This is a genomic window from Nocardiopsis sp. NPDC055551 (assembly GCF_053619415.1).
In genome coordinates this window covers 116,569-128,450 of the sequence record NZ_JBSHJJ010000004.1, presented here as the reverse complement: position 1 = coordinate 128,450, position 11,882 = coordinate 116,569, and the positions used below count along the sequence as shown (strand labels likewise).

Below are 11,882 nucleotides of genomic sequence, written 5' to 3'. Positions count from 1 at the left end.
ACCCTAATGCTGTGTGCCAGAGTGTGGGGATCAAGGAGGTGCGCATGCCGCGCAGGGCCGACCCCGCACGACGCCGCGAGGTACTGGACGCCGTCATCGACCAGCTCGCGCACACCGGGGTCACCGGGTTCACGTTGCGCGGCCTCGCCCAGGGCCTGGGGCAGAGCACACGCGTGCTCACCCATCATTTCGCCGACAGGGAGGCCCTGGTCACGGCGGTGTTGGAGCGCCTGGACGAACGTCAGCACAGGGCCCTGCTCGACACCGGGGGTTGGGAGGACCCGACGGTCCCGATCGGTGACATCGTCCGGTCGGCGTGGCGGCGCAACCTGGTCGACGAACGCGCCATGACCCGGCTCATCCGCGAGATCGAAGGGCTGGCCGCCGCCGAACGCCTGCCCGTTTCCGGTATGGGCTTCGTGCGCGGACGGGCGGAGTTCGTCGCCTCCTGCCTGACCCTGCGAGGAGTCCCCGGAGGCCGGGCCTCGCACCTGGCCACCCTCCTGAACGCGGCCTTCTCCGGCCTACAGACCGATCACCTGATCACCGGCGACGTCGAACGCGTGGAGTCGGCCCTGGACGAGCTGTGCGCCTGGATCGACGCCCAGGCACCCGCCCTCAGTTAAAGGATCGATCCTTCGCACTCTCGGTCGTCTGGGCCGCCTCGACCCGGACCTTCTCGAAGACCGGGGCCAGTCCGTCCAGGAACGCGGTGAGCGCCAGCTCGAAGCTGTCCTCGTCGATCTCCGCGGCGACCTCGGCCAGCCGGTGGGCCTGGGAGAGGTTCGGATAACGGTCCTGGTAGACACGCGCGTCGTCGTCGAACCCGCGCGCGAAGGAGTTGGTGGCGGCGCCCACGACCAGGTACTTGGTGGAGGCGCCGATCATCGTGGCGAAGCGCGGCGGCCATCCGGCGCCCACCAGTCCCCCGTGGACCGCGTCGGCGCGGCGCAGCGCCTCCTCCCGACGCCCGGGCCCGGAGGCGATCACCGGCAGCAGGTTCGGGTGCTCGGCCAACGCCGCGCGGTAGGAACGGGCCCAGGCGATCAACCCGGCGCGCCAGTCCCCGCCCTCGAACTCGCTGACGTCCACGTGCGCCATGACCTCGTTGGCGACGTCGCTGAGCAGCTCCTCCTTGGTGCGGTAGTGGCTGTACAGCGAGGCGGCCTGGACGTCCAACTCCTGGGCGATCCTGCGCATGGAGAGTTTCTCCAGGCCATCTCGGTCGATGAGCGTCAGCGCGACCTGCCGGATGGCCGGCTTGCTCAGAAGCGGAGTCTTGGGTCGGGCCACGGAAAGGCTCTCCTTCTACGCTGCGCCGCCACCGGCCCGTCCGGCTCGGCGTCCGCCGATCATCGCACGACGGCGTGGTGAGGTGGGCCCGCGACCATTCGTCCTAACACTGTTCGGTTACACCCTTGCGGGGAGGGCGAGGCACACCGTACCCTCAAATAACCGAACAGCGTTAGGTTATTGGGGAGCAGCCGTGATCGATTTCTCACTGAGCGAGGAGCAGCGCGCCATCCAGAGCTGGGTGCGGACCTTCGTCGAGCGGGAGCTGATGCCGCTGGAGAACGAGGTTCTGCGGCGCGAACGCGAGGGCCACCCTCCCGGGCTGACCGCCGAGGAGCGCGACCGGCTGCGCGCCCTGGCCCGCAAGTCCGACTTCTGGGGCGTGGCCACGCCGGAGGAGTACGGCGGCATGGGCCTGGACGCGGTCAGCGAGGCCCTCATCGAGATCGAACTCGGTAGGACCTTCCTGACCTTCAAGTTCGGCGGTGAGGCCGACAACATCCTCTACTACGCCAACGAGGAGCAGAAGCGGCGCTACCTGCTGCCCACCATCGCCGGTGAGCGCAAGTCCTGCTTCGCCATCACCGAGCCCGGCGCCGGTTCCGACGCCAAGGCCATCCGCGCCAAGGCCGTCCGTGACGGCGACGAGTGGATCATCAACGGCGAGAAGACCTTCATCACCGGTGGCAACGAGGCCGACTTCACCATGGTCTTCGCCGTCACCGACCCCGAGAAGGGCGCCAACGGTGGTGTGACGTGCTTCCTCGTCGACCGCGAGATGGGCTGGACCTCCGAGCCCATCGACACCATGGGCGAGCGCCGACCCGCCTCGCTCGTCTTCCAGGACGTGCGCGTCCCGCACGCCAACGTCCTCGGCGAGGAGGGACAGGGCTTCGCGCTGGCCATGAAGTGGATCGGCAAGGGCCGCTACCTGCTGCCGGCCCGTGCCCTGGGCGGCTGCGAACGACTGCTCGACATGGCCATCGAGTACTCCAAGACCCGCGAGACCTTCGGCGCCCCGATCGCCGACCGGCAGGCCATCCAGTGGATGATCGCCGACTCCCAGACCGAGATCGAGGCGCTGCGGCTGCTGGTGCTGCACGCCGCCTGGCAGGTCTCCCAGGGGCGCGACTCACGACACGCTCAGTCCATCGCCAAGCTGTTCGGCGGGGTCAAGGCCAACGAGATCGTCGACCGTGTCATGCAGATCCACGGCGGCATGGGCTACACCCGCGAGCTGCCCATCGAACGCTTCTACCGGGACGTCCGGCTGCTGCGCATCTTCGAGGGCACCGACGAGATCCAGCGCCGCACCATCGCCCGCGACCTGCTCAAGGGCCACGTGAAGGTGGGCGCAACCCTGGGGTAGGACGAGCGGGAGGGGCAAGGGCCCGACGGGACGCCCAGGCGTGCCGCGGGCCCTTGCCGTGTCAGCCCCCGACGGGACGGAACCGGGTCAGTTGACGCCGACCAGGTCCACCACGAACACCAGGGTCTCCCCCGGCTTGATGACGCCGCCGGCGCCACGGTCGCCATAGGCCAGGTTCGGCGGGATGACCAGCTGACGACGGCCGCCCACGCGCATGCCCATGACGCCCTGCTCCCAGCCCGGGATGACCTGGCGCGCACCCAGACGGAAGTTGAGCGGCTCGCCCCGGTTCCAGCTGGCGTCGAACTCCTCGCCCGTGGAGTGGGCGACCCCGACGTACTGGACGCTGACGCTGCTGCCGTGGCCGGCCTGCTCGCCCTCGCCGATCTGGATGTCGGTGACCTCCAGGTCGGCGGGCGGCGGGCCCTCGATGAAGTCGATCTCCGGACGCTCAAGCGCCATAACGGGTCCCCTCTCGCTTCTGTGAAATGCGAGGCCCACGTTATCGGTGTTGTCGGTGCACTCGTCCCGGAATGGTTCAGTGCGACCCGACGGTCGTGGCGATCACGTGGCCCCGCCCCTCGACCTTGATGGGCCCGCTGTCGGCCTGCACGAACACCGACTCACCACGGCTCAGGGTGACGCCCTCGCCGACCTCGGCGACCAGTTCCACCTCGCCGTGCAGGACCAGGATCACGGTGGGTCCGGCCCCGGGCAGGTGCGCGGTGACGCGGCCGGGGCCGATCTCGTGCAGCGCGAACTCGGGGGCGGGCGGGCGGAACTCACGGCGCCCGTCGAGGAAGTCGGGCCGGGCGTAGGGGATGGGCAGGACGGAGAAGTCCACCACGTCGAGCAACTCGGGGGCGTCGACGTGTTTGCCGGTCAACCCGGCGCGGAGCACGTTGTCGGAGCTCGCCATCACCTCCACCGCGGTGCCCTGCAGGTAGGCGTGCAGGTTGCCCGCGGGCAGGAAGAGGGCCTGGCCCGGCCACAGGGTGAGCCGGTTCAGCAGCAGCGCGGCGATCGCCCCGGGATCGCCCGGATAGCGGGCGGCCAGGTCGGCGACGATCTCGGCGTGCGCGCAGACGCGGTCGCGTTCGACCCACTCGGCGACGAACTCGTCGATCATCCGACCGCGGTCGGCGCCCGGGAGGCTGAGCAGGCGGGTCAGGGCGGCGCGCAGCGCGGCGTGGGTGTCGGGGTGCGACAGGTCCTCGCGCAGCCGCACGGACAGGTCGGAGTCGAGACCGACCAGGTCGGCGTGGGTCGCGGCGGGTTCTCGGAAACCGCACAGGGCGTCGAACGGTTCCAGTGCGAGCAGCAGTTCGGGTTTGTGGTGGGGGTCCCGGTAGTTGCGGTGCGCGGCGTCGACCGGGATCCCGGCGCTCTCCTCGGCCTCGTATCCGGAGCGGGCGCGGGCGGCGTCGGGATGGACCTGTAGGGACAGGGGCGCCTCGGCCGCCAGGTACTTGAGGAGGTAGGGCAGACGGGCGCCGAAGCGTTCGGTGGTGGCCGGACCGAGCACGCGCTCGGGGTCCTGGGTGATCAGCTCGGGCAGGGGCCTGGAGCCGTCCCGGCAGTGCGCGGTGCTGGGCGCGCCGTGGTGGGCTCCCAGCCACAGCTCCGCCTGGGGCGTGCCGTCGGGTTCGACACCCAACAGCCGTGGGATGGCGGCCCGCGCTCCCCAGGCGTACGGTCGTACCTGGTTGGTGAGCCTGTGCATCCGCTCCCCACTTTCCCGTCTACGTGTTCTCACCCCGTGGACACCCCGGCGAGGTGGGAACAGTCTCGCGAAGGGCGGCCCCCGGGTCGACCCGGCACACCCCACTCATCGAGGTAGTGCACACTTCACCTCACCAGGTAAGCAGGCCCGTGACCGGCACGAAACCCGACTACGGCAACGAAGTTACTGGGAAGTAAACCACGTTCCCGGACGCGTGAACAGCACCACATTGTCACCTTCCGGACCCGTACAGGGGACCACGAAAACGGCCGGCGCGAGGGGAACCGGGGCCGGCATCATGCCCTCGACGCGTCCTGTTCACCGGCGGGGCACGTCGCACACGCCCCCACGAGCACGGGAGTGAGCCCATGCGGCTACGCCGAGGCGGCACCGAGGACGTTCCGACGCTGACGCGGTTGTTCGACGAGGCGGTGGCCTGGTTGACCGAACGCGGGTCCGGCGCCCAGTGGGGCACCGAACCCTGGTCGAGCGACCCCGACAAGGTGGCGAAGGTGAAGGAGATCGCCGCCGAGGAACTGTGGTTGGCGGAGGTGGACGGGACGACCGTCGGGGCACTGGCCGTCAGTGACACCCCCATCTCCTACACCCCGCCCGTGGCCGAACCCGAGCTGTACGTGCACCTGCTTCTGGTCTCCCGCGGACACCGGGGGCTCAACGTGGGCGGACGCCTGTTGGACCACGCCCGGAGGCGGGCGCGCGAGCGGGGGACGTCCCTGGTGCGCGTGGACTGCTGGGCCGGTGGGGACGGCGCCCTGGTCCGCTACTACGAGGATCAGGGCTTCACGCGGAGCCTGCGCGTGCCGGTGCGCGGCACCGAGGTCCAGGTCTTCGAGGACCGGGTGTAGGGGCCGCCGGGCTAGCGGTGACGCCGGACCCGGTCCGACTCCTCGACCAGGCGGTCGATCATCTTCTGGGTGAGTTCGGGGTCGGGTCGGCCCAGCCCGGCGATCGCCGCCATGTACAGGCCGTCCCCGGCCCGCAGGATGATCTCGGCGAGAACGGGGTCGGTGAGCTCCTCGTGCAGAAGGTCACGCCAGTGCGCGAACAGGTACTGCACGTGCCGGACCGCCTCCTCCTCCAACTCCTCGTGGCTGCGCAGGGCGGCGATGAGCGCCCAGTACAGTTCCCGTTCCTCGGGGCTCTGCGGGAGCGACGTGCGCAGGAAGACCCGGACCACGCCCTCCCCGCCCTCCCGGGCCTCCTTGAACTCGGCCTCGGCGAGCTCGACCAGCCGCTGGACCAGCCCGTTCATCAGGGCGGCCTTGGAGGGGAAGTGGTACAGCAGTCCCCCCTTGGACACCTGGGCGTCGCGCGCCACGGCCTCCAGGGTCACCGCGGAGTAACCGACGCCGACGAGGATGTCCTGGAGCGAGTCGAGGATGCGGTCACGTGTGTTCGAAGTACTCACGATTGACACTGTACCGGCTGGACGGTACTGTACCGGCTGGACGGTTGAAGAGTCCCGGTCCTGCGTCCCGCGGCCCGACCGGTCGACCAGACTTCCCGCCCAGCCCGGACACGACGACACCTCGCGTCCCGGGCCACCTCCGCGCCCTCACACGAGTCGCGCGAGACCCTGCGATCCGATAACGAGGGAAAGATGAGTTCCGCCAAGGCCGGAAACGGCCCTGTCCGCGCACACGGGGGCGACGGGGCCCCGCCCACGCTCGCGGGTCCGCGCGAGTGGGCCGCACTCGCGGTCCTGGTCCTGCCCGTGGTCCTGATCTCGGTCGACATGACCGTGTTGGGGTTCGCCGTACCCGCGCTGAGCGAGGCGCTTCGCCCCACCTCCGGTCAACTGCTGTGGATCGTCGACATCTACGGCTTCATCCTGGCCGGCCTGCTGATCACCATGGGTTCGCTCGGTGACCGGATCGGGCGACGACGCCTGCTGATGACGGGATCGGCCGCCTTCGGCGTGGCCTCCCTGCTCGCGGCCTTCGCGCCCAACGCCGAGACCCTGATCGTCGCCCGCGCCCTGCTGGGCGTCGCGGGCGCCTCACTGATGCCCTCGACCCTGTCGTTGCTGCGCAACATCTTCCTGGACCCACGCCAGCGCCTGCTCGCCATCGCGATCTGGGCGTCCGGGTTCTCCGGTGGCGCCGCCCTCGGCCCGATCCTGGGCGGCTGGTTGCTGGAGCACTTCTTCTGGGGCTCGGTGTTCCTGATCAACCTGCCGGTGATGGCGCTCATCCTGATCCTGGTGCCGTTGCTGGTGCGCGAGTCGCGCAACACCGACTCCGGCCGGATCGACCTGGTCAGCGTGGTGCTGTCGCTCGGCGCCATGCTGCCCGTCGTGTACGGGATCAAGAAGCTGGCCTCCGAGGGCCTGACGGTGGCGCCGGTCGTCTCCCTCGTGCTCGGCCTGGCCCTGGGCTACCTGTTCGTCCGACGCCAGCGCAAGCTCGCGGACCCGCTCATCGACGTCGACCTGTTCCGCTCACGGGTGTTCAGCGTCGCCGTGGTCACCAACCTGATGATCGTGTTCTCGATGGTGGGGTCGCTGTTCTTCCTCACCCAGTACCTGCAACTGGTCCTCGGTGTCTCGCCCATGCGTGCCGGCATCGTGCTGGTGCCCGGTCTGGTGATCTCCGTCGTCGCCGGCCTGGTCGCCGCCCGGGTGGCCCGCCACCTGAGCCTGTCCACCGTGCTCGGGGTGTCCCTGACCGTCACCGCGAGCGGGTTCGCCGCCCTGCTGTTCACGCCCGCCGACGACGTCACCCGTGGTGTGGTCCTGGTCGCCACGGCGTTCGCGTTGATCGCCCTGGGCACCGGTTTCGCCGAGACCCTGACCAACGGCGCCATCATGTCCGCGGCCCCGCCCAAGCGGGCAGGCGCCGCCTCGGCGATCTCCGAGACCGCCTACGAGATGGGCGGAGCGCTCGGTGTGGCCGTGCTGGGCAGTGTGCTGACCGCGTTCTACCGGACCAACCTGACCGAACTGGACGGGGTCCCGACCGCGGCCACCGAGGCGGCACGGGAGACGTTGGGCGGCGCGGCCACCGCCGCGGACCAGGTGGGCGGTGGCGCGGGCGCGGCCCTGATGGACGGCGCGCGGGCCGCGTTCACCGACGGCATGCACCTGACCTCGACGATCGCCGTGGTGATCGTGCTGGTCGCCGCCGTTCAAGCCTGGTTCCTGCTGCGAGGGCGGGGCAACCCGGCCGTGGAGACCCCGGTCCCGGCCCCGACCCAGGGGTCCGAATCCGAAGAGGGCGCACGAGCCCGGGTTCGGTGAGGTAGGGGCGGCCCCGGGGAGCGTGTTCTCCCCGGGGCCGCCCCCTGTGGTTCATGGCACATCCGATCGGTGACCGAGGTCCCCGACTCCACGCCGAGGGACGGAACCGGCGAAGGCCTACGCCCCCGGCAACCGGAGTAGTTCCACATCCGTCCCCGGGCCTTCCGGTGGGACCACCGCGTAGGCCCGGGCCAGCGCGGCCCCTCGCAGACTCCCCGGGCGGTCGTGACCCACCGGTTCGGCGCGACCGTCCACCACGCGCACCGCCACCAGCCGGGTCCGCCCCCCGTTCCGTCCCCGGACCTCACCGACCAACGGCGCTCGCCCCAACCCCAGGGTCGCCTCGTCCCGGCGGACCATCCCGGCCAGCAGTGGGACCAGCAGTGTGAGGGAGGCGACCAGCGCGGCGTTCGGATTGCCGGGCAGACCCACGAAGACGGTCTCCTCGGTGTGCGCCAACAACTGCGGGTGTCCCGGTCTACAGGCCACCCCGTCCACCACCACGTTCGCTCCGAGTCCGTTCAGGACCGCGCGCAGATGGTCGGCCGGGCCCTTGGAGGAGGATCCGCACACCACCACCACGTCGGCCCCGCCCCCGATCAACGCCTCGCGCAGGTCGTCATGGCCATCACCCAGGTGGCGCGTACGCAGCAGTCGGCCGCCCGCCCAGGACACCACCCCGGGCAGCAGCGGGCCGATGGCGTCACGTACCGCTCCCTCCCCCGGTAGTCCGTCGGCGGTGATCTCGTCCCCGGTGACCAGTACCTCCACGGTGGGCAGCCGCACCGGCAGCGTGTCGTGCCCCAGCGAGGCGGCCAGTCCCAGCGCCGCCGGGGTGACCTCGGTGCCCGCCTCCAGCACGGTCTCGCCGGGGGCGGTCTCCTCACCGCTCCAGCGCACGTGCCGGCCGGGCGGCGCTTCCCCGCTCACCCACCCGTCCACGACCTCGGCGTGTTCGTAGGGCAACACCGACTCGGTGCCCTTGGGAACCCGCGCGCCCGTGGCGATCTCCACCGCCTCTCCGGCGGTCAACGACAATCCGGCCACCGGGGTACCCGCCAGTTGGGTTCCGGTCGGTTTCCATGGGGGTGGGCCGGCCACCGCGTACCCGTCCATCGCCGAGGCGTCGAAGGCGGGCAGTCCCACCAACGCCTTCAGGTCTTCGGCCAACCGGCCGCCCAGGGCCCCCTCCAGCGGAAGGTCCACCACGGGACAACCCCGCCGCTCCCCCAGTCCCCGGGCCAGCTCCCGAGCCCTTGACCAGGTCGTCTCCCCCTGGTGTCTCCCGCACTCCTCCGCCACGGTCAGATCCTCCTTCTCCGGCAAGGTGCGCCCCGTCCCTACCGGGCCCTGTGTCGCGGACGCTACCGGGTGCCCTCGGCACGTCGACCACCGCCGCACCCAACCCCGCCCAACATCGATTTTGCCGTCCGTCGAATCTCCGCTAAAGTCTTAACCAGCGGCAAGGCACGGCCCCGGCAAAAACCGGTGGTCAGGCCCGAAAGCACGCGGACGTGGCTCAGCTGGTAGAGCATCACCTTGCCAAGGTGAGGGTCGCGGGTTCGAATCCCGTCGTCCGCTCGGAGGAGACGCTGGCGCGGTTCACCCCGCCCACGTGTACTCGGTGGAGTGGCCGAGAGGCGAGGCAGCGGCCTGCAAAGCCGTCTACACGGGTTCGAATCCCGTCTCCACCTCCCAGTTCCACCCAGGGCGATTAGCTCAGTTGGTTAGAGCACTACCTCGACACGGTAGGGGTCACAGGTTCGAGTCCTGTATCGCCCACAAGTAGCACCGCAGGTCAGAGAGTTATCTGACTGTAGCGGCGAAGATGATCATCCCGCCTTGGGAGATATTCGAGAGATCATCTTCGAAGCGGGTTCCTTCGGGAGCCCGCTTTCGCTGTTTCCACTGCGCGTGCGGGCCGGAGAACATGGCGATGCTACACGATTCGGTGATGCCGCAACTGACCGAGCCGGGGATGAGCAGCATCCTCGAGGCCATGCGCCGGGTGTCCTACGAGACCTTCGCTCACCCTCTCGCGCTACTCCAGAGCCCTTGAACAGAGCGGACGCATCCCTCACCCGACCTTGCAACAGCCCTGACTCGGGTGGGGGTCGCCTTCAGTGACCCGGCTATCCCAGCACATCCAAGCCCACCATGCCGGTCTTCATCCCGTTCAGCGTCATCGGCTGCGAACTCTGAAGTGATCGATGATGGTAGTGAGAATGTCGCTCTCGTGATCGTTCAAGAAGAAGTGCCCGCCGGAAAAAACTTCGCTTCGGAACTCGGAGCTGGTGAAATCTCGCCACGCTCGGACTCCATCAACCGTCACCCTCGGATCCTCGTCCCCAATGAGTGCGATGATCGGACAGCTGACGTCAGAACCGTCCAAGTACCGATAGGTCTCTGCGGCCCGGTAGTCGCTCCGGATCGCGGGCAGCACCATGCGGACGATTTCGGGATCGTCCAACACAGCGTTATCCGTACCACTGAGCTTGCGCACCTCTTCCACCAGCTCGTCGTCACTGAGCAGATAGGATCCGCCATGCGTTGTCCGGCGAGGCGCCTGCCGCCCGGAAAGGAACAGGCGTTCTATGTGAATCCCTTTTCGCTCGAGGCGTCTTGCGACCTCGAACGCGAGCGAGGCGCCCATGCTGTGGCCGAAGAACGCGGTGGGACGGTCAAGCCAGCGGGGGACTTCGCCGGCGATCCGATCGGCGAGCTCGAGCAGATCGTCGACAAGCGGCTCCGTCCGCCGTTCTTGTCGTCCCGGGTACTGCAAGGCCAGAACTTCGACGTCCGACGTCAACCCTTTCGAAAAAGGATAGAAGTAACTCGCTGAGCCACCGGCGTGGGGAAAACACATGAGGCGGAACTTCGCCTCGTCGGATGGGTGGTAACGATGAACCCACGGGCTCGACATTCCAGACGCCATCATCACTCGCTTTACGCTAGTCCAACATTCTACTGACTTCTCAGAGGTACAGGCGACGGCGCCCCCCGTGCCGAACTACCAGGAAACCCGAACAGGGAGGCTGCGAGGGCAAATGATTCGCATCGGGTCCTCGAACCGGACACCCGATTCGTAGTCGACCGCCACGTCGGTGAATCGGTCGAACAGCGCGTCCAGTGCGATCTTGATCTCCAGCCTGGCAAGGGGAGCTCCGAGGCAGAAATGGACACCATGCCCGAACGCGATGTTCCCCCCGGCCTTCCGGTGGATGTCGAATGCGTCGGGCTCCGAGAACTGTGCCGGATCGCGATTGGCCGCACCGGTCCACAGAGTGACGAGCTCGCCCTTCCCGATACGGCGACCGCCCAGCTCGGTTTCCGCCGTCGTGAGGCGTGCCATCCGCGAGAACGGCGGATACAGGCGCATCAGCTCCTCCGCCGCTCCCGGGATCAGTTCTCGGTCGGCGCGCACTTCCGCGAGAGTCCCCGGATGCCGGTCGAAGGTGAGCACCGAGTTTCCGAGCAGCGCCATGGACGCCGCGTGTCCGGCGAACAGGATCAACCCCACCAAACCGATCACGTGCCCGTCTTCCAACGGTTCGCCGTCAACGGTGTTCAGCGCCAGCTCCGTGAGCATGTCATCCACCGGATTCCTCCGACGCTCCCGCACATGGCCGAGGATATAGGCGTTCATTTCCTGGATCGCCGGCACAACCTCGGCTTCCATCACATCCTTCGGCACGGTCGCCGCATCGATGGCGCCCAGCGCGTCGCCCCACGACCGATACATGTGGACGTCCTCACGGGGAAGCCCGAGCATTTCCGTGACGACGATCATCGGTAGTGGATAGGCAACGGTCTCGATCAGGTCGAACCGTCCCGAGCTCGGTACTTCGTCGAGCAGTCCGTCAACGGTGCGCCTGATCTGGTCGTGGAGCCTGCCCACCGCACGGGGTGTGAACGCACGACTGACGACCTTACGTAGCCGCTTGTGGTGCGGCGGATCGTTGGTGACGAGGTTCCCCGACAGAAACAGGTCGAGGTCGGGTTGCGGATCGTTGAACAGGTACACCGTCTCTGATGAGAATGTCACCGGGTCGGTAAGGACCTTACTGATATCGGCGTGGCCGAACAGTTGCCAGCCGTAGTCGTCGTCGTGATGGACGGGGTTCTGATCCTGCATCGCGCGGAACCAGGAGAAGAGCGAGTCTATCGGTTCCATTGCGGATTTCTCGGCCGCGGTCGAGCCAATTTCGTTCATTGCATTCCCCTGATCTGGTATCTTA

11 protein-coding genes and 3 tRNA genes are annotated in these 11,882 nt (G+C 68.5%); 7 read left to right on the top strand and 7 right to left on the bottom strand.

Annotation, left to right across the window (positions count from 1 at the left end; genetic code table 11):
* The first annotated feature begins 44 nt into the window (after positions 1 to 44).
* Positions 45 to 626 carry a TetR/AcrR family transcriptional regulator gene (locus ACWGSK_RS09125; RefSeq protein ID WP_358511549.1) on the top strand — a complete coding sequence of 194 codons (582 nt, stop codon included), beginning with the start codon at positions 45 to 47 and terminating at the stop codon, positions 624 to 626.
* Here ACWGSK_RS09125 and ACWGSK_RS09120 read toward each other — a convergent pair.
* The gene (locus ACWGSK_RS09120; RefSeq protein WP_358511422.1) at positions 619 to 1,293 is read right to left on the bottom strand and encodes a TetR/AcrR family transcriptional regulator; all 675 of its coding nucleotides are present in this window, start codon (positions 1,291 to 1,293) and stop codon (positions 619 to 621) included. The genes ACWGSK_RS09125 and ACWGSK_RS09120 overlap by 8 nt on opposite strands.
* 193 nt (positions 1,294 to 1,486) lie before the next feature.
* Between ACWGSK_RS09120 and ACWGSK_RS09115 the strand changes: the two genes are divergently transcribed.
* Positions 1,487 to 2,662, top strand: coding sequence for an acyl-CoA dehydrogenase family protein (locus tag ACWGSK_RS09115; protein ID WP_358511425.1), 1,176 nt, complete (start codon positions 1,487 to 1,489; stop codon positions 2,660 to 2,662).
* A gap of 87 nt (positions 2,663 to 2,749) precedes the next feature.
* On the opposite strand, the gene ACWGSK_RS09110 is transcribed toward ACWGSK_RS09115, so the two are convergent.
* Positions 2,750 to 3,124, bottom strand: coding sequence for an FKBP-type peptidyl-prolyl cis-trans isomerase (locus ACWGSK_RS09110; protein ID WP_358511427.1), 375 nt, complete (start codon positions 3,122 to 3,124; stop codon positions 2,750 to 2,752).
* A 76-nt stretch (positions 3,125 to 3,200) separates the two neighbouring features.
* Entirely contained in the window at positions 3,201 to 4,385 is a 1,185-nt protein-coding gene (gene manA / locus ACWGSK_RS09105) for a mannose-6-phosphate isomerase, class I (RefSeq protein WP_358511430.1), read from the bottom strand.
* 368 nt (positions 4,386 to 4,753) lie between these two features.
* Here manA and ACWGSK_RS09100 point away from each other — a divergent pair, with 368 nt between their 5' ends.
* Positions 4,754 to 5,251, top strand: a complete 498-nt coding sequence (locus tag ACWGSK_RS09100) for a GNAT family N-acetyltransferase (RefSeq protein WP_358511433.1) — start codon at positions 4,754 to 4,756, stop codon at positions 5,249 to 5,251.
* Between the two features lie 11 nt (positions 5,252 to 5,262).
* Here ACWGSK_RS09100 and ACWGSK_RS09095 read toward each other — a convergent pair whose 3' ends face one another.
* Positions 5,263 to 5,814, bottom strand: a complete 552-nt coding sequence (locus ACWGSK_RS09095) for a TetR/AcrR family transcriptional regulator (RefSeq protein ID WP_358511436.1) — start codon at positions 5,812 to 5,814, stop codon at positions 5,263 to 5,265.
* Between the two features lie 192 nt (positions 5,815 to 6,006).
* Between ACWGSK_RS09095 and ACWGSK_RS09090 the strand changes: the two genes are divergently transcribed.
* Positions 6,007 to 7,644, top strand: a complete 1,638-nt coding sequence (locus tag ACWGSK_RS09090) for an MFS transporter (protein ID WP_452455595.1) — start codon at positions 6,007 to 6,009, stop codon at positions 7,642 to 7,644.
* A 117-nt stretch (positions 7,645 to 7,761) separates the two neighbouring features.
* On the opposite strand, the gene ACWGSK_RS09085 is transcribed toward ACWGSK_RS09090, so the two are convergent.
* Positions 7,762 to 8,970, bottom strand: a complete 1,209-nt coding sequence (locus ACWGSK_RS09085) for a molybdopterin molybdotransferase MoeA (protein ID WP_452455594.1) — start codon at positions 8,968 to 8,970, stop codon at positions 7,762 to 7,764.
* Between the two features lie 182 nt (positions 8,971 to 9,152).
* Here ACWGSK_RS09085 and ACWGSK_RS09080 point away from each other — a divergent pair.
* The 3 genes from ACWGSK_RS09080 (at position 9,153) to ACWGSK_RS09070 (ending at position 9,426) form a co-directional block, all read left to right on the top strand.
* A tRNA-Gly gene (locus ACWGSK_RS09080) sits at positions 9,153 to 9,225 on the top strand.
* Between the two features lie 42 nt (positions 9,226 to 9,267).
* Positions 9,268 to 9,338, top strand: a tRNA-Cys gene (locus tag ACWGSK_RS09075).
* Between the two features lie 14 nt (positions 9,339 to 9,352).
* Positions 9,353 to 9,426 (top strand) — tRNA-Val (locus ACWGSK_RS09070).
* A 400-nt stretch (positions 9,427 to 9,826) separates the two neighbouring features.
* Here the strand turns inward: ACWGSK_RS09070 and ACWGSK_RS09065 are convergent.
* Positions 9,827 to 10,582 (bottom strand): thioesterase II family protein, encoded by a 756-nt coding sequence (locus ACWGSK_RS09065; protein WP_452455698.1) that lies wholly within the window; start codon positions 10,580 to 10,582, stop codon positions 9,827 to 9,829.
* A gap of 72 nt (positions 10,583 to 10,654) precedes the next feature.
* A complete protein-coding gene (locus ACWGSK_RS09060; protein ID WP_452455593.1) occupies positions 10,655 to 11,857 on the bottom strand; it encodes a cytochrome P450 in 1,203 nt (400 codons plus the stop codon).
* Between the last annotated feature and the right edge of the window lie 25 nt (positions 11,858 to 11,882).

What these genes read in the sequence shown, in the direction of transcription:
- ACWGSK_RS09100 (WP_358511433.1), top strand. Translation starts at nt 4,754, where the DNA reads ATGCGGCTACGCCGAGGCGGCACCGAGGACGTTCCGACGCTGACGCGG.
- ACWGSK_RS09125 (WP_358511549.1), top strand. Translation starts at nt 45, where the DNA reads ATGCCGCGCAGGGCCGACCCCGCACGACGCCGCGAGGTACTGGACGCC.
- ACWGSK_RS09110 (WP_358511427.1), bottom strand. Translation starts at nt 3,124, where the DNA reads ATGGCGCTTGAGCGTCCGGAGATCGACTTCATCGAGGGCCCGCCGCCC.
- ACWGSK_RS09065 (WP_452455698.1), bottom strand. Translation starts at nt 10,582, where the DNA reads ATGATGGCGTCTGGAATGTCGAGCCCGTGGGTTCATCGTTACCACCCA.
- manA (WP_358511430.1), bottom strand. Translation starts at nt 4,385, where the DNA reads ATGCACAGGCTCACCAACCAGGTACGACCGTACGCCTGGGGAGCGCGG.
- ACWGSK_RS09060 (WP_452455593.1), bottom strand. Translation starts at nt 11,857, where the DNA reads ATGAACGAAATTGGCTCGACCGCGGCCGAGAAATCCGCAATGGAACCG.
- ACWGSK_RS09090 (WP_452455595.1), top strand. Translation starts at nt 6,007, where the DNA reads ATGAGTTCCGCCAAGGCCGGAAACGGCCCTGTCCGCGCACACGGGGGC.